This window comes from Serratia sp. JSRIV001, from assembly GCF_019968745.1.
Taxonomy (GTDB): domain Bacteria; phylum Pseudomonadota; class Gammaproteobacteria; order Enterobacterales; family Enterobacteriaceae; genus Chania; species Chania fonticola_B.
Window position 1 is genome coordinate 2961315 of the sequence record NZ_CP074147.1, and the last position, 17498, is coordinate 2978812.

12 protein-coding genes are annotated in these 17498 nt (G+C 51.1%); 6 read left to right on the plus strand and 6 right to left on the minus strand.

The window, feature by feature from the left end:
* Positions 1–37: 37 nt before the first annotated feature.
* Positions 38–1429: an amino acid permease gene (locus KGP17_RS13535; protein WP_021806499.1), complete on the plus strand. Its 1392-nt coding sequence runs from the start codon at positions 38–40 to the stop codon at positions 1427–1429.
* Positions 1430–1460: 31 nt separating this feature from the next.
* Here KGP17_RS13535 and KGP17_RS13540 read toward each other — a convergent pair whose 3' ends face one another.
* A complete protein-coding gene (locus KGP17_RS13540; RefSeq protein ID WP_059200902.1) occupies positions 1461–1877 on the minus strand; it encodes a hypothetical protein in 417 nt (138 codons plus the stop codon).
* Positions 1878–1997: 120 nt separating this feature from the next.
* Here KGP17_RS13540 and folM point away from each other — a divergent pair, with 120 nt between their 5' ends.
* The 5 genes from folM (at position 1998) to KGP17_RS13565 (ending at position 7236) form a co-directional block, all read left to right on the plus strand.
* Positions 1998–2720, plus strand: coding sequence for a dihydromonapterin reductase (folM, locus tag KGP17_RS13545; protein WP_059200903.1), 723 nt, complete (start codon positions 1998–2000; stop codon positions 2718–2720).
* A 71-nt stretch (positions 2721–2791) separates the two neighbouring features.
* The gene (rstA, locus tag KGP17_RS13550; RefSeq protein WP_115158901.1) at positions 2792–3520 is read left to right on the plus strand and encodes a two-component system response regulator RstA; all 729 of its coding nucleotides are present in this window, start codon (positions 2792–2794) and stop codon (positions 3518–3520) included.
* Positions 3517–4821: a two-component system sensor histidine kinase RstB gene (rstB, locus tag KGP17_RS13555; RefSeq protein WP_021806503.1), complete on the plus strand. Its 1305-nt coding sequence runs from the start codon at positions 3517–3519 to the stop codon at positions 4819–4821. The genes rstA and rstB overlap by 4 nt, the downstream gene beginning before the upstream one ends.
* 46 nt (positions 4822–4867) lie before the next feature.
* Positions 4868–6364, plus strand: coding sequence for a carboxypeptidase M32 (locus KGP17_RS13560; RefSeq protein WP_094981297.1), 1497 nt, complete (start codon positions 4868–4870; stop codon positions 6362–6364).
* Positions 6365–6435: 71 nt separating this feature from the next.
* On the plus strand, positions 6436–7236 hold the full coding sequence (locus KGP17_RS13565; RefSeq protein WP_223497751.1) for an MBL fold metallo-hydrolase: 801 nt from the start codon (positions 6436–6438) through the stop codon (positions 7234–7236).
* A 258-nt stretch (positions 7237–7494) separates the two neighbouring features.
* On the opposite strand, the gene KGP17_RS13570 is transcribed toward KGP17_RS13565, so the two are convergent.
* The 5 genes from KGP17_RS13570 to KGP17_RS13590 form a co-directional block, all read right to left on the minus strand.
* The gene (locus KGP17_RS13570) at positions 7495–9591 is read right to left on the minus strand and encodes a peptidase domain-containing ABC transporter (RefSeq protein WP_021806506.1); all 2097 of its coding nucleotides are present in this window, start codon (positions 9589–9591) and stop codon (positions 7495–7497) included.
* The gene (locus KGP17_RS13575) at positions 9584–10858 is read right to left on the minus strand and encodes an HlyD family secretion protein (protein ID WP_223497752.1); all 1275 of its coding nucleotides are present in this window, start codon (positions 10856–10858) and stop codon (positions 9584–9586) included. The genes KGP17_RS13570 and KGP17_RS13575 overlap by 8 nt, the downstream gene beginning before the upstream one ends.
* A 133-nt stretch (positions 10859–10991) precedes the next feature.
* Positions 10992–11423 carry a toxin-activating lysine-acyltransferase gene (locus tag KGP17_RS13580; RefSeq protein WP_037375965.1) on the minus strand — a complete coding sequence of 144 codons (432 nt, stop codon included), beginning with the start codon at positions 11421–11423 and terminating at the stop codon, positions 10992–10994.
* Positions 11424–11459: 36 nt separating this feature from the next.
* Positions 11460–12989 carry an MchC protein gene (locus KGP17_RS13585; RefSeq protein ID WP_223497753.1) on the minus strand — a complete coding sequence of 510 codons (1530 nt, stop codon included), beginning with the start codon at positions 12987–12989 and terminating at the stop codon, positions 11460–11462.
* A gap of 19 nt (positions 12990–13008) precedes the next feature.
* Positions 13009–16998, minus strand: a complete 3990-nt coding sequence (locus KGP17_RS13590; protein WP_021806509.1) for a non-ribosomal peptide synthetase — start codon at positions 16996–16998, stop codon at positions 13009–13011.
* Positions 16999–17498 lie beyond the last annotated feature (500 nt).

The window sequence follows — 17498 nt, forward strand, 5'->3', positions numbered from 1 at the left end:
GAACGCATAGTTGTTTATTCTGTCTCGGGATCCATCATTGGAAAGAAAACTTGGTCTTACCGCGTTAACCGCCTTGGTGCTCAGCTCAATGCTGGGCGCAGGCGTCTTTAGCCTGCCGCAGAATATGGCCGAGGTTGCCAGCCCGGCGGCCTTGCTGATTGGTTGGGCCATCACCGGCGTCGGCATTCTGTTCCTGGCGTTTGCCATGCTGTTACTGACCCGCCTGCGCCCCGACCTGGATGGTGGCATCTTCACCTACGCCAAAGAAGGCTTTGGCGAACTGGTGGGCTTCTGCTCTGCGTGGGGTTACTGGCTGTGTGCGGTGATCGCCAACGTTTCTTATCTGGTGATCGTGTTTGCTGCACTAAGCCTGTTTACAGACCGCAGCGGCACGGTGATCCTGGGCGATGGCAACACCTGGCAGGCGTTGATCGCCGAATCCTTGTTGCTGTGGATCGTCCACGCCTTGGTATTGCGCGGCGTGCAAACGGCGGCCAGTATCAATCTGGTAGCCACCCTCGCCAAGTTGCTGCCGCTCGGCCTGTTTGCCGTGCTGGCCGCTATCGCGTTCCGCATGGATACCTTCACGCTGGATTTCCACGGCGTTGCTCTTGGTACGCCAGTTTGGCAGCAGGTTAAAGACACCATGCTCATCACCTTATGGGTGTTTATCGGTGTTGAAGGAGCCGTAGTGGTTTCCGCCCGCGCCAGGCAGAAAAAGGACGTTGGCCGCGCCACCATGCTGGCCGTGATTTCCGCTTTAGCCGTGTATCTGGTGATCACCCTGCTGTCGCTCGGCGTGGTGCCACGCAGTGAGCTGGCTGAAATGCGCAACCCGTCAATGGCGGTGCTGATGGTTGACCTGATCGGCCCTTGGGGTGATGTGATCATCGCCACTGGCCTGATCGTTTCGGTTTGCGGGGCCTACCTGAGCTGGACCATCATGGCGGCCGAAGTGCCTCTGCTGGCCGCTCAACACGGCGCATTCCCCAAAATTTTCCGCAAGCAAAACCAGAACCACGCCCCGTCAGCCTCTTTGTGGTTGACCAATGGTGCGGTGCAAATTGCGCTGGTAATTATCTGGCTAACCGGCAGCAACTACAATTCGCTGCTGACCATCGCTTCCGAGATGATCCTGGTGCCGTATTTCCTGGTGGGAGCCTTCCTGTTCAAGGTGGCCCGTCAGCGGCAGGATAAGCGGCTGATTTTCGCCGCCAGCGGTGCCTGCCTGTATGGGCTGTGGCTACTCTATGCTTCAGGTCTGATGCACCTGTTGATGTCGGTGCTGCTGTATGCACCTGGCTTGCTGGTGTTTATGTATGCCCGCAGTGGACATCAGGAGGTGAAATTGCTCAACCGACTAGAGAAAGGCACCGTTATGCTGCTGTTGGCTGCAACCCTCCCGGCCGGATGGTTTATGTTGCATTGATCGACTCAATTAACCGGGTGACCTCACCCGGTTAATTGCCAGGCACCGGTTGGGCGTTAATGGTGATCCTCTCACCCACCTGCGTCACTAGCACTGATTCGCCGCACTTTTTCTCAATGGCGTCCAACTGCTCCGCCGCCAGCGGATACGGCAGTTGAATATCAAACACCACCAAACGCTGCTGCCGAGCCAGATCGATCAGGCGAATAATATTGACCTCATCGCTGACCTGCGTCGAAACCACCTGTAACGCCAACTCTTTCAACTGATCCTGACGCGAGCGTGAGTCTGCCACGCGCGATTTCACGACCATGCCAAAAATGGGCATCACACCATAGATTGCATCTATAAAGCGCCACTGCTTCTTGCAGGAAGCAGATAAAAAATGGGTGTAGTCAAAACAGACTCTCTCACTGCGCGCGACGAATGCAAGATGATCGTTGTTCATCTTCGTTACCCTTCTGGTGGCCAGTGCTGAAATGTTATCGATGGCAAGCGTTATCCGCTTTCTGACGTATAATGGCATAATTACCTTAATATTTGCCAGTTTGCTCAGGAGCTTTACTCGATGGTCTCTCACAACTCGGCCCCTGTGCTGATCACCGGCGGTGCCCGCAGAATTGGGCTGGCTCTGGCCAAGTCGTTCTTACAACGGGGCGTTCCGGTCATTATTGCCTATCGCAGTGAATACCCGGCGTTAGCCGAACTCCAAGACCTTGGTGCGATCTGCCTGCAGGGCGATTTCTCTGCCCACGAAGGGATCTATCGTTTTGCCGATCAGGTGAAACAGGTCGCCCCAAAGCTGCGTGCCGTGATCCATAACGCCAGTGCCTGGTTGGCAGAATCGGCCGATACTCCGCCGGAACAGGTGATGGCTTCGATGCTCCAGATCCACGTTTACACGCCCTACCTGCTAAACCAACTGCTGGAACCCTGCCTGCTTGGCCAAGGGCAAGCCGGTGCCGATATCATCCACCTGACGGATTATGTGGTGGAGAAAGGCAGCGACAAGCACATTGCCTATGCCGCCAGTAAGGCCGCGCTGGATAATATGACCCGTTCCTTTGCCCGCAAGCTGGCCCCCGAAGTCAAAGTGAATGCGATCGCCCCGGCGCTGATCATGTTCAACACCGGTGATGATGAAACCTATCGTCAGCAGGCACTGACCAAATCCCTGATGCAGATCGCCCCAGGGGAAAGCGAAGTGGTCAATCTGGTGGATTATCTGATGGGCAGCCGCTACGTTACCGGGCGCACTCACGGTGTGGATGGCGGACGACCGCTGCGCTGAATAATGGGCATGGCGCAACACCGAGCAGCGCGCTATGCTGGATGCCGTTTTTCCTATAAAACTACCCTATTATGACTAAAATTGTTTTTGTAGAAGACGATCCTGAGGTTGGCAAACTGATTGCCGCCTATCTGGGCAAACATGACATCGACGTCATCATCGAACCCCGTGGCGACACGGCACAGGCCTGTATTGAGCGGGAACAACCAGACCTGGTGCTGTTGGATATCATGCTGCCCGGCAAGGACGGCATGACGCTGTGCCGCGATCTGCGCCCGGTTTATCCCGGCCCGATCGTGTTGCTCACCTCGCTGGACAGCGATATGAATCACATCCTGTCATTGGAAATGGGTGCGCATGACTACATCCTGAAAACCACGCCGCCTGCGGTGCTGCTGGCACGCCTGCGTTTACACCTGCGCCAACACGGTGGCAACCAGCCAAAAGAAGAGCAAACCCAGAACATCACCCAACATAATGCCGTGCATTTTGGTTTACTGTGCATCGATCCGGTCAACCGCGAGGTGACGCTGGGGGAAGAGATCGTCACTCTTTCTACCTCAGATTTCGATCTGCTGTGGGAGTTGGCCACCCATGCAGGGCAAATCATGGACCGTGAAGCGTTGCTGCAAAACCTGCGCGGTGTCAGCTACGACGGTATGGATCGCAGCATCGATGTGGCCATTTCACGCCTGCGCCGCAAACTGTATGACAATGCCCTGGAGCCGTTTCGCATCAAGACCGTGCGCAACAAGGGCTATCTGTTTGCCCCCAACGCCTGGGCATCGGTGCAACAATGAGAAAACTGTTCGTGCAGTTCTTTTTACTGCTGTTCGTCTGCTTTCTGGTAATGGCGATGCTGGTTGGCCTGGTTTACAAGGTCACCGCCGAACGCGCCGGGCGCCAATCGATGGACGACCTGATGAAGAGTTCGCTGTATCTGATGCGCAGCGAACTGCGGGAGATCCCGCTAAAAGACTGGAACAAAACCATCGCCACCCTGGATTTAAACCTGTCGTTCAAACTGCATATCGAGCCGCTCGGTAAGCAGAACCTGAATGAAGATCTCACCAAGCGTCTGCACATGGGAGAGATTATTGCGCTGGACGATCGCTACACCTTTATGCAGCGCATTCCCCGTAGCCACTACGTGCTGGTCGTTGGCCCCATCCCTTATCTGTTTTATCTGCACCAGATGCGCATTCTGGATTTGGTGCTGCTGATTTTTATCGGCTTGTCGCTGGCTCTGCCGGTGTTCCTGTGGATGCGCCCGCATTGGCAGGACTTGCTGAAACTGGAAAATGCCGCCCAACGTCTGGGAGCCGGGCATCTCGATGAACGTACACACTTTGTACCCACCTCGAGCCTTTACCGGCTTGGCGTTGCCTTTAATCAGATGGCCGATAACGTCAACACGCTGATCGTCAGTAAAAAACAGCTGATTGACGGTATTGCCCATGAGCTACGGACTCCGCTGGTACGCCTGCGCTATCGGTTGGCCATGAGCGATAACCTGACCGACGGCGAGCAGCAGGCGTTGAATCGGGATATTGGCCAGCTAGAATCCCTGATCGACGAGCTATTGACCTATGCGCGTCTGGATCGGCCTCAGGTAGCCTTGAATATTGAACCTATCGATTTACCCGGCTGGCTACAGGATAAGGTGGCCGATATCCAGTTGATCCACCCAGAGCGCGACATTGAGCTGAACATCCCGCATGTCGGTGACTTTGGCGGTGTCGATCTGCGGCTGATGGAGCGCGTGTTGGACAACCTGGTCAACAATGGCCTGCGCTATAGCGAACGGCGTTTACGCGTCGGCCTGTGGTTTGACGGTGATGCCGCATGCTTGCAGGTGGAAGACGATGGCCCTGGCATTCCGCCAGAAGAGCGCGAACGGGTATTCGAGCCCTTCGTCCGCCTCGATCCCAGCCGCGATCGCGCTACCGGCGGCTGCGGGCTTGGGTTGGCGATCGTGCATTCCATCGCCGTGGCTTATCAAGGCCAGGTCTTTGTGGAGGCCAGCTCTTTGGGCGGCGCCAGTTTCCGCTTCTGCTGGCCGATTAAACCCCCTTTAGATACCAAAACAGAGCCGGCATGACGATCCGGCCCCGTTGGCTCAACGGATCCACTATGGAGTTGAACAAATGACATCTGCATCATCCACTACGGCCTACGGCCAACTTCGCGCCCTATTCACCCGCCTTTCGCGTTTTGACCATCTCTCGGCCATCAGCGGCTGGGATATGCAAACCATGATGCCGCCGGGGGGCAACAAGGCGCGTTCCGAAGCTCTGGCGGAATTGAGCGTGTTGAAGCATCAAATCCTGACGGCACAGAAAACGGGTGAACTGCTCGACCGCGCGCAACAAGAAGCGCTAGATGAATTTGACCGTGCCAACCTGCTCGAAATGCGCCGCCAGTATGACAATGCCGTGCTGGTGCCAGAAGCGCTGGTCGAAGCCAAATCCCTTGCCGGTGCGCGCTGCGAACATGCCTGGCGAGCACAACGCCCGGCCAACGACTGGGAAGGTTTTAGCGATAACCTACGCCAGGTGGTCAAGCTAAGCCGTGAAGAGGCGCAGATCCGAGCACAGGCAGCGGGCGTCAGCCGTTATGATGCGTTGCTCAATCTGTATGAGCCTGGCATGCGCAGCAGCGATCTGGACCGTATCTTTGGCGATCTGAAAACCTGGTTGCCCGACCTATTGCAAAAGGTGGTCGCCAAACAGCAACAGGAGACTTGCCTGATCCCGCAAGGTCCGTTCGATGTCGACACCCAGCGTAAGCTGAGCCTGAGCGTGATGAAACTGCTCGGCTTTGACTTCGACGGCGGCCGCGTTGACGTTAGTGCTCATCCGTTCTGCGGCGGCGTGCCGGAGGACGTGCGTATCACCACACGCTACAACGAGAAAGAGTTCCTTACCGCGCTGCTTGGCATCGTGCATGAAACCGGCCACGCCCGTTATGAACAAAACCTGCCCCGTGAGTGGCTGGGCCAGCCAGTAGCGCAAGCTCGGTCGACAGCGATCCACGAATCACAGAGCCTGTTCTTTGAAATGCAGCTGGCTCGCGGTAGTGACTTCCTGAAAGTCCTGCGGCCGCTGATCGTCAATCAGTTTGGTGAACAAGCGGCCCTGGAAGAGAGCAACTTTATTCGCCTTAATCAGCGGGTGAAGCCGGGTCTAATCCGCGTCGATGCCGACGAGGTCAGCTACCCTGCCCATGTGATATTACGCTATGAAATCGAGCGTGCATTGATTGAGGGGGAGATCGAGGTAGAGGACATTCCAGCGCTGTGGAATGAGAAGATGCACAGCTACCTTGGCCTGGATACCGTGGGCGATTATCGCAACGGCTGTATGCAGGACATCCACTGGACGGACGGTGCCTTTGGTTACTTCCCAACTTACACCTTGGGTGCCATGTATGCGGCCCAACTGTTCGACAGTGCACGTAGCGCAATGCCCAAGCTGAGCGAAGATATTGCTGCCGGTAATTTAACCGAGCTATTCCATTGGTTACAGCAAAATATCTGGCGTCATGCCAGCCGTTATCCTACCGATACATTGATCACCAACGCCACGGGTAAGACGTTAGACCCAAGCTATTTCCGCCGGCATCTGGAAAGCCGTTACCTGTAATCTCCGCCTCCTCCGTACGTTAAGGTGTTGCTGTTATAACTTAACGTACGGATTTGCAAAATAGAGTCCACATGACCTTAACCATCAGTGTGTTACTTGAAAATCGCCTGGCTGCCGGAGCGGATAAAGCGTTAATCGCCAAAGCCGGGTTGAGCCTGTTAGTGCAGGATGAATCGGACAGCGTACTTTTTGATACCGGGCCGGACGGCAGTTTTTTAAAAAATGCGGCTCAAATGGGGATTAGCCTCAACGACCTGACCGCTACCGTGCTCTCTCATGGCCATTACGATCACAGCGGTGGTGTCCCCTGGTTGCCCGATAACAGCAGAATCATTTGCCACCCCGGCGTGCAAGACGTGCGCTATGCCGCCGTTAATCTTCTGGGCCGGATAAAGAAAATCAAACGGTTATCGCCGGAAGTGGATTACTCGCGCCATGCCATGGAGCTGACCAGAGCCCCAGTGCAAATCAGTGAGCGGTTCCTTTGGTCCGGTGAAATCGAGGTGCCTACCCCCAAAGCCTACGGCATTATTGAAAATGCGCAACAATCCCCTGATTACATCGCCGATGAAGGTGTGCTGATTTATAAATCCGATCGAGGCCTGATAATCATCACTGGCTGCGGCCACCGGGGAATAATCAATATTGTACGGCACTGCCAGAAGATCACCGGTATCGATAAGATCCACGCGCTGATTGGCGGCTTTCACCTGAGATATGCCTCGCCTCTGCGATTATTGCAGGTACAGCGTTTTCTCAAACAAATCAAACCTGAGAAAGTGATGGGCTGCCATTGCACTGGCTCTTGGGGGCAGCTGTGGTTGCCTAATACGATTAGCCCGGCGACGGGGGATAGGATTTCGTTGTTGTAAATCTTCCGGGGCATTGCGCCCCGACACGCCTGCCGTAATAGCGTCCCGCCTTATTCTTACCTGTTAGGCTTAATGATGCCACATAGTGCACACCCTATCCTCGAGCGCAGGTGTTGCAGGCTCGTGGTTTTTACGACTACTTATGTATGTTGTAACTAATGATACCAAGCATAATTACGCTATACAGTATTGACGGAAAGGACGGCCGTCATGCGATAGAATTTTAGCGCAATTTCAATTGGCTCAATCCACATTTTCTTATAGATAAATCATTCGGTCCACGGTTCGTAACGTTGTTTCCCTATGTGCGATTATCACTCTGGTGATATTCAACCTCTTTATTGCCACATTTACGAAACGTTCGCTTTCGCTATCGAGAGAACTCGTTGCTTCATCCATGAATAAAATCCCCGGTTTCCGGTATAGTGCACGCGCAATGAATATACGTTGTTTCTGCCCGCCGGAAAGCCCCTCACCGAGCTCACCTATCAACGTTTCGTAACCCATGGGCATTTTCATTATCACATCGTGGATATAGCTAGCCTTGGTGCACTCCACCATCCAAGCTTCGTCCATCTCTTCGGCAAATCCGCATATATTTTCCCGTATTGAACCAGAGAACAATCTATCGTCCTGCATCACGCAAGCGATTATCTTGTGGTAATTGTTTATACCTAATTGGCCAATATCGGTGCCATCAACCATGACCCGACCTGAACTGGGCTCAAACAACCCGCACAATACTTTCATCAGTGTCGTTTTCCCAGCTCCAGAAGCGCCGACGATGGCCACGCTTTCCCCAGGAGCAATGGCGATGGTCAGATCGCTGAATACTGGCGCAGATTGGCTGTCGTAGCAATAATTGAGATCATGCGTTTCCAGAGCCACCGGACGCATGGCCGCGACAATGTGGCGATCAGGTTTTTGGTGTTCACGTTCGTTTAGTGCGATGTCAGCAATACGCTCATTGTGCAGGCTCATCATTCTTAACTGCAGTAGAAAATTCGTCAGTGAGGCGACCCGATCGGAGAATTGTGCTCGAAATGCCCCAAACGCCACGAACATGCCCAAAGTCATTTGATTGTCGATCACTAGGCTGGTACCCAACCATAAAACTACCACCTGATCGCAAGCCGTAACAAAGGTATTGATACCTCCAAATAACAGGTCCATTTTGGTTAACTTGATACTCGAATTGATGGCGTCAATTTTCAGGTTAAGCCAGTGCATACTCCGCCGCTCGTCCATGCCCTGCATTTTGATCGTAGCTATTCCGTACAGCGTCTCCATAAAATATGAGCTGGCTCTGGCCCCCCGGATCAACGTTTCCTCCGATAACTGCCGGTAATATCCGTAGGTGAGCAGACGGATGATTACATACACTGCAGTGAACACCAGTACGATGCCGCTCAAATATCCCCCATATATCACCATCATCACCAGTACACCGACAACCATGATGCTGTCCATGATCGCTCCGACGATACTTGTGGTAAAAGTCGCGCGTAGCGTATCTAAGGAACTGAAACGAGACTGGATATCTCCCAGTTTGCGCCGCTCAAAATAACCGAGCGGCAGTTTCAGCAGGTGGTTAAATAGACCTGATTGCCATTGCACATTGATGAGCGTTCCCATCACCAGCGATGACCAAGCGCGAATCATGCCTACAGTCGCACGCAGCAGGATAAAAAACATCAATCCAACGCAAATGAGAATTAATAGTCCGAGATCACCTGCCGGGATCGCATGATCCATCACCAGTTGAGTCCCTATTGGCATCACCAGACTGATGGTTTCGATAACGATCGACATGCAAAAAATTTTGGTTAGCGCGCGTTTTATCCCATAGATGCTGCCAATCAACGTTCTCAGGCTCACGCGATTTTTCATCGTTGTTGCGGTAAATTCGCTTCCTGGCCAAAGTTCAAGTACTACCCCAGTAAAAAATTGAGATATTTCCGAAACACCAACCACTCTGCGGCCACAAGCGGGATCATGTAGTACAAAACGGTTACGTTTCACTTTGACCAACACGACAAAGTGATTGAAGTCCCAATGGAGAATACAAGGGGTTTTCAGAACACTAATTTGCGCTAAATCCAGCGATAGTGCACGTGAAACCATTCCCAACTGCGTGGCGATCTGTTTGATACCAGCTAATGTGGTACCCCGAGAAGACAGGTTGAATTGCTGACGTAGTGATATCAGATCAATATTCTTGCCGAAGTGCCCGCAGACCATCGCCAGACAGGCCAGCCCGCACTCCGAGGATTCGGTCTGGTGAACGAAGGGAACGCGCTGACGCAAGCGCATGTCGAGTTGGTTGACGAGGGATTTAAATCTGTCGTTATTCATTTACCGGTCCTATGGCGCTGTACTTCATATCGTAGAGCGGCGAAAGCATCCATTGATAAATTTTTCTTTTTTCTAGAAATAATGTGCTCTGCGCTTTCATACCATTTTCCAAAGAAAACGATTTTCCATCATAAACGATGGCTTGTTTCTCTGGTTTCACGATCACCTTATAATAAGGAATAGATGCGCCTTGCAGATTTTTAGGTGCCCCTTGGTAAGTCATCATTTCCTGCGGTGAGGCCGGCGTTTTGGATAAGGTCGTCACCACAGCTGAAAATTGACCAAACTTTTCGGCAGGAAAAGCCTCATAGCGCACGTTGACCTTATCACCTACAGCAATATAAGGGACTGCGTCATTTGGTACCCAGATAATCAGATAATGATTTTTTATATTTTTGGGGATAACCTGTAGCAGGCTATCGCCAGCACTCACCATTTGCCCTATGGTGACACTCATAGAGTCAATCCTTCCGTCAGACAGTGCACGGACGATAATTTCCCCACTTACATCCGTATTCACCAACTCTTTTTGTAACTCGTACCTTTGCAACTCCATTTGATAAATACGGTTATCGAACTCGGCTGCCTGAGTTTGAATTTGACTTTCCAGACTGGTTATCTGCAAGGCATTTTGTTCATTTTGTCCGCTCAGGTTAAGTAAATTATTTTGCTGTTGGTAATACAATGCTACCTGATTGGTCAACTGATCTTTATTGATAAGTCCTTTTGACTGATAGCTACGATATTTATCCATGTTTTCTTTCATTATTTTCACTCCTTCCTCTGCACGTTTTATTATATCCGATGAGCGTTTGAAGGCATCGCTGAAGTGCGAGCGTTGTTTCTCTAAGGTGTTCAATGTGGTTTTTTTGTTATCTACCAGTCGCGAGATGATGTTATCCACGCGAACCAATTGATTTTCAATACCCCTACGTTGATTCTCACTGACGACCCCGCTAAGCGTGCTTTTACTGACGTCGAGTTGATAAATTGGGTCGCCTTTTTTAATTATTTGTCCTTCGAGGACAAACTGTTTAACCACAACCCCCTGCACCCCAGAATAAATATTAACCACCCGTGGCCAAGTGGAAATCTCCCCACTGACGTTCACGCGGCGGGTATAACTGCCTACAATAACGAATGCAAAAAAAGTCACGATAAAAAAAGTGCAACTCAGTATATTTAGCCACAGAGGAATGCCCGGGAGTAAAATTGCACGCCCTCGCCACTTCTTTTTCCTATTTTCTACAGCATCCTTACGAAACAAAATTAACTCCCTTCATCTGCTACTCTTCCACCACTCCGCACAACCCACTGTCTAACTCTTTAGCCACCGATAATTGTTCAGATCTGTGCTATTACCACTTTTGGCGGATACGCCCAAAGCACCGAGTATCGGGCTATAGGGTCATGATTTTTTTCCTGCGATTCAACCAGCGTACCCTCCCTTGTCCCCACGGTCTGACTTGGATGAAACGCTCAATAGCCTTACGCCCAAAACCGGGTTTGCAGCAGAAATCAAGGATCCAGATATTGTCACCTTCATTCCATTCGGAAGGGTGCAGGTGAAACTTTGTTTCATGAAGCATTCGTGCTTCAGTATCTAACGCCAAATATGCCCAGGTGACATATGCCAGCGGTTGGCCGCGTGTATCGAAGAGGAATTTGATCTGCTTATGCTGGATGGCGAACTCTGTCCAGAGTTGAATACTCAAAACTGGATAGAGACAGTAATTACGGTTTTGAAGCATACAGCTTATGGCAAAACCAATTTGCTCATAGGCAGACCACTCTTCTCGACCATCGGAGGTTTCTCTTATGTATAATGTCATGCATTTTCGTCTCTTTTTGATTCGTAACAGGTTGGTTTAACAGTTCCCGAACACTGCTTTGGCGAACACCAGCATCCTCTCTGCCTTTGCGGATAACGCCTGTCGCAGAAGTTGCTCGTCATCTCTATGATCTTCAAGCAGGTCAGCAATCTCCTTGAGCATCCGCACTTTTCCCAAACATCTTCTGGGTTGTAGTCTTTGCCGCGCTTGCCACTCCATATCTTTAAGAATAGCTGATGCATTGAGCCCTAACGCATGGCAGGTTTCAACCAACCAATGATTGGCTTCGGTTAAGGCTCGTAGTGTTTCCCTAAAGCGACCGTCATGCTCCAGATCATCGGAGTCAGCGACAGATTGACCCTGGCTGAGACGGATCAACGTCACCACCATCCGTTCTAACGGCGACTCACTTTTCTCGTCGTTGACCGGGCAGTACAATAGTTCGTGACGGCTGCCGAGCAAAGCCATGAAACTATTGACCAATAACTCCAGCGTTTTAGGCATGGCTTGTAAAGATAAAAGATTAATGGGGATCCCTAATAGTGATAGATAACCGCGGCAGCATGCATCCTTAAATTCTTGCCTGAAACAATCCTCCAACTGCTGCTGCGCAAACAATGCGAAAGCAGAATCAAACATGTATTTGCCGAGATACAGGCTAAGATCCGACAAACCCTGTTGTAGGATCCCTGGCTCTTTCATCAACTGAGTAAGCTTAAGCCGGTATTCGAAATCATCGCGATGATCACTGGGGAATAAACAGGTGAGCCCGTTGAAGTCCAATAGCCTGCCATCCATTGCGATGTTGGACGGTGATGTGGTCAACATCAGGAATCGCGTACGACAAAACGCCATTTGACGCGCTTCGCGCCGAGCTAATTCACATAATCCTTCGAGGCAGTGATGTTGTGGATCTTGTACGGCCTCCTTACTGAAACCTGCCTTTAGTATCGGCAAACAGGCCGGTAACAGGCGAAGTACAGATCTGACACGTTGAGCATCATGTATCAGTTGCGCTGCATATTGGGCCTGTGGTCGGAAATAAGGTGCTCGTTCGAAATGTGCTGGGCGAACTACTGGTTCACGTACCAGTAGCGCACGACGGGCGCGCCCTCTAGAGCGCTCAAATTCAATATCGATGTACTTGTCAGTGAGTAATATGGCCTGTGTGCGAACTGCACCATAAGGTGATGCTTGTGCCAGCACTTCGCCCCATAACGCTTCATAAATTGCCTGGCTGGCGCTGAGAGCGCCATTCGAGTGATGCCAGTCCGAACCTTGTCCAACCAAAGGGTTAGCACCGATCCCCTTGACTTGGTAGCGGCCTTCAAAACCACATCGAGCCCCCCCACCATTGCGCTGAATGCCGCTCCCGCCATAGCGTTCCGCCTGGAATACCTTGGTGGTGGCTGAGCTGACGGGATCGATCAGATAACTGCAAGCGCTACGCAACACTTCACCATCGTCAAGATTCGCAGTGATCCAGATTAAAGAAGACGGGACCTGATGGGCTGTGAACGACACCAGGTTTTCTGTAAGATCCGCAAGTGTAGGGTAATAGCTCATTTGACTATATGCTCCACTATTATTTTCGGTTTGAATCGTGCTGACTTACCGACGAACTTTGCGCGAATCGCGCAAATACTGCATCCAGATGCGCGGCGATTTCACGCAGTGCTTCGGCTCTGGCCATACCAGGATGGTCGCAATTAATGTTGATGTTATGTATCTGTCCTTGTACATAAGGTCGCCATGCCTCCAGATCCAACCAATCCTCTTCTCGTGGTGCGGCGGCAGTGAAAAACAGCACATCTCCGCGATAATTATCATGCCTAGAACCGCCAATCAGACGACGACTGTTGATGATGACGTCGATAAGCCGATCGAGTGTGTTATCGTCAAGACTAGCCAGAGCATTGCCGTTTTTTCGCAGTAATCCGATCGTTTGTGAACGTTCCAGCACCTCACCTTTCGGCACAATCAACGAAGGCAACTCCCGGTCAAAGGGTAACGCAATACCCGCGATGAAGAGCAAAGCTGCCAAGGCCATACTTTCTTCTTCTCTAGCATTTAACTCTTCAAAAGCGAAGCGCCGCCACAAGTCGCTTGGATAAGCGTCCATCATCGCCAACAACTCAACTTTCTGGTTCTGCTGTTCAAGTCGAACGGCCACACTGTGGGCTATCATGCCGCCAACCGACCAACCGATCAGCCAATAAGGTCCCTCAGGCTGATGGGCGCGTATTCGGTTGGCGTATTCGTTGGCTATATCATCCGCCGATTGAGTGATGTCGCTGCTCGGAGTCAAGCCTTGCGCTTGCAAGCCGACGATTTCGCAAGGTGTCTTCAGAAAACGCGCCAGACCGCTATAACACCAGGCGATGCCGCCAGCCGGGTGGATACAGAACAAAGTCGGTAACCTAGTTCGAAAAGCATAGGGGACAGGTCTCAGCAACAGAGTCGTATCGAGCATATTCAACTCGTTGCGCTGCCCATCCCTTGCTAGTGAGCGCGCGGTGGGATGAGCAAAAATATTGGCTATAGTTATCTGCCAACCTAGGCTGGCTTTTATTCTTGCCGCAGCATCGACGGCGCTCAATGAGTTGCCTCCAAGCTCGAAGAAGTTCGCTTCGGGAGCCACTGCAGGTAACTGTAAGGCATCAGCAAAAAATTCACAGAGCCGCTGCTCGATCAGACTTGATGGCACACTGCCTTCCTCTTGATGGAAAATTGGCGGTGCCGGCAATGCTTTCCGATCCAGCTTACCGTTACGATTTAGGGGGAGTTCAGCGAGAAACAACCAGCGCTGCGGTAGCATATATACGGGAAGGTATTCTCGGCAAAGAGCCAGTAATCCGTTTTCGTCCGGTTCAGAACCATTAGCCACAATATAGGCGATAATACAACCTTCATACATGTTGGCGCAGGCCTGATGAACTTGCGGATGTTTGCCGAGCACCGCAGCAATTTCCTCCAGCTCGATTCGCTGCCCATGTATTTTTATCTGATGATCCATACGCCCAAGATAATCAATCTCGCCATCCAGACGCCAGCGAGCAAGATCGCCAGTTCGGTAGAGGCGCTTGCCATCAGCCATGGTGATAAAACGTTCAGAGGTCAGGGTGGGTTGGCCAGCATAACCGTCTGCGAGGCAAATCCCCTCAATGTGCAATTCACCTTCGATGCAGATCGGCGTAGCGCTACCGTATTTATTCAGCACGTGGATACATGTATTCCAGATTGGGCGGCCAATCGGCACGCTACGCTCTTCTCCACCCAGATCTAGAGCGTGGTAAGTAACATCAATGGCGGCTTCAGTTGGGCCGTAAAGATTATGCAACGGTACTGTTAGTAAACCGCGATAGCGCTTTACCAACTCCGGAGACAAAACTTCACCACTCGCGAATACCCTACGTAGCGGCAATGGCCCTGGGCAACGCTCCACAGCATCAAGAAAGAGCGCCAGCATCGAGGGGACAAAATGCAAAGTAGTAATTTCATGTCGGTTGATACAGTCCAGCAGATAAGCCGGATCGGTATGCCCACCCGGTCGCGCCATAACCAATGTTGCGCCACTGATTAGGGGCCAGAAGAATTCCCAAACCGATACATCGAAGGTTGCAGGCGTTTTCTGTAACACGCGGTCCATCGGCTGTAAGCGATACTCGGCCTGCATCCACTGAAGGCGATTGGCCAACGCCAGATGACCGACCATTACCCCTTTTGGTTCACCACTGGAACCAGAGGTGAACAGAATATAAGCCAACTTGGTGTCACATTGCTTTGTACATATCGGTAATGCAATCTCCCCTTGATGTTCCGCGAGGCAACTCAGTGATTCAATATCCAGCACAGGATGCTCGACTGGCAGCCTATTTCGGTTAGAAAGATGGGATATAGTTAAAGAAGCGCCCGCTTGTTCAAGCATCTTTTGTAACCGAAGTGAGGGAAGCTCCAGAGACAACGGTAAAATAACGGCACCGGCGCGAAGGATCGCCAATAGAACCACTTCCAATGTTACGCTGCGTTCCAGAGCGACACCGATTACCTTGCCATGCGCGCCTTGCAGTTGGTGGCTGATAACGTGCGCGAACCGCCGCGAGCGCAATTCCAGTTCGGAGTATGTTAATTTGCAGGATTCGTCGATCACGGCAAACTGCTGTGGTGCGGCTTTAACCTGCTCGTCGAACAAGGCAAGAATATTGTGTCTGGGCAACGTATGAGTGGTGTCGTTCCACTGTGCGATCGACGCCAATTCAGTTGGCATCGCCAGTGGTAGTTCCTGTATTGGTATCGTGGGAGTCTCAACTACTCGCGCGATCCAGTGCAAAAGTCGCTGTGCGTGCAGTTGCAACTCCGCCTGACTATATCGCGCAGCGTTGGCGATCAAACGAAGGCGACAAGGTCGCAGATCCCCCCCTAGCTCCAAATGGATATTGAGATCCCGTACCGGACCAGTGGCGATATGTTTGACGGTCGTCTGCAAGTCTGCAAAATCGAGCGTGTCGGAACAGGGCAATATATTCAGTTCAATTCCATAAAGAGGTAACGTATCGCCAACTCTGCCAATGACCCTGCCAATCCATTCGCCACGATAGCGCTGATGTTTTAGTAAATTACGTCTGTTTTTTGCTACCACCTTGCAAACATCCAAAAAGCTGGCGTTCTGAGGCAATTCCAGAAGTAGCGGCAGGATATTGCTACGTGTTATCGCAGCCTTCGCGCCAAAAGCATCCAATCGTCCCATGCAAGGCAGTCCGAAAAGCAGTCTCTGAGCGCCAGCAAGGCACGATGAAAAATAGCTGGCAAACACGCCGAGCAACACATCGGACAGTGCTATTCTGCTCTGTTGATAAAAAGTATTCAGGGCCAAAGACAGTTTGGCATCAATGGCAACTTCGGACTCCAGAGTACCTGCCGCCATATCTTGCGTTGGTGCTCCCAGGAAGGTCGGTGTTGGCATTTGCGCACAGTGGTACGTCCAGTATTGATGATCATCTTCAAATTGCGCGCTCTCCCTATATGCTAAATCGTCCATACACAATGTAGTAAGTTCAGCATAGTGGTTCGGTGCAGCAGTTGTTCCTTGTAACAGTGCATGATAATGCTCACCTGCTCGACGATGCAGTAAAGTATAAGTGTAAGCATCGAAGGCTATATGGTGTATGCGGGAAAACCATATTGCCTCGTGTTTACCCAGTAGAAACAGGTGATGTTTATGGTGATGCAAGCAATCGGGACCCGACTCTTGACGGATTATTTGTTGTATTGAATGCTGCGCAATAGCCTCAGGTTCATCTTGAAGACTGAGATCGCGAAATATTACGCACACGTTGGAAGTTCGTGGGCCGAAAGATGGCTTACCATCCACATCAATGAAGCTATGGTTGAGTACCTCAAATTCCAGCAAGGCCTGTTCGATAGCCTGTCGCAATTTAGTTTGATCAATCTCGCCGCGCAGGTGCAGGGCCTGCCCTGTCGCATAGAGCGTTGAGCAATGACTGGCTTGAGATGCATACCATATTCCCTGTTGTGCATCAGTCAGGGGACTGTTTTCGGCAGAAATAAAATCCATTTTATATATACACCTATCGTTAATTGAGGAGACTATCAACTTTACATAGAACTTTCATACTTTCTCAGATTGGTCGGGACGGCATAGCTGTTTAGCGAAACATTATTAGCATTTTCATTACATGGAGACACTACTAAGACATGCTGGGGATAGCATGTTCCCCAAGTGCAAAGCAATAGATAAAAGCCTAGCAGAAGCTAAATTCAAGTACGCTCTATCGCTACAAGGTGTATCTATCGCCCCTCAAAAGAGCAAGCAAAAGTGTTAAAGAGGAATCATGAACCCTTTGTGGAAGCAGTTATTGCCCTCTCCCTTAATTAGCCATAAATCTGACCTGAACAAGGTAATTCATTTAAAAACATGCTGAAAAACCATTGAGATAGATACAAAGATTCAGTGGTAGTTACGCTTGCCAGAAGACTATGTAATCAAAAAAGAAAAGCGGACACCCCCGGTTTTTACATATACTTAATTCATAGTAACTCCTATTGCGTACCCAC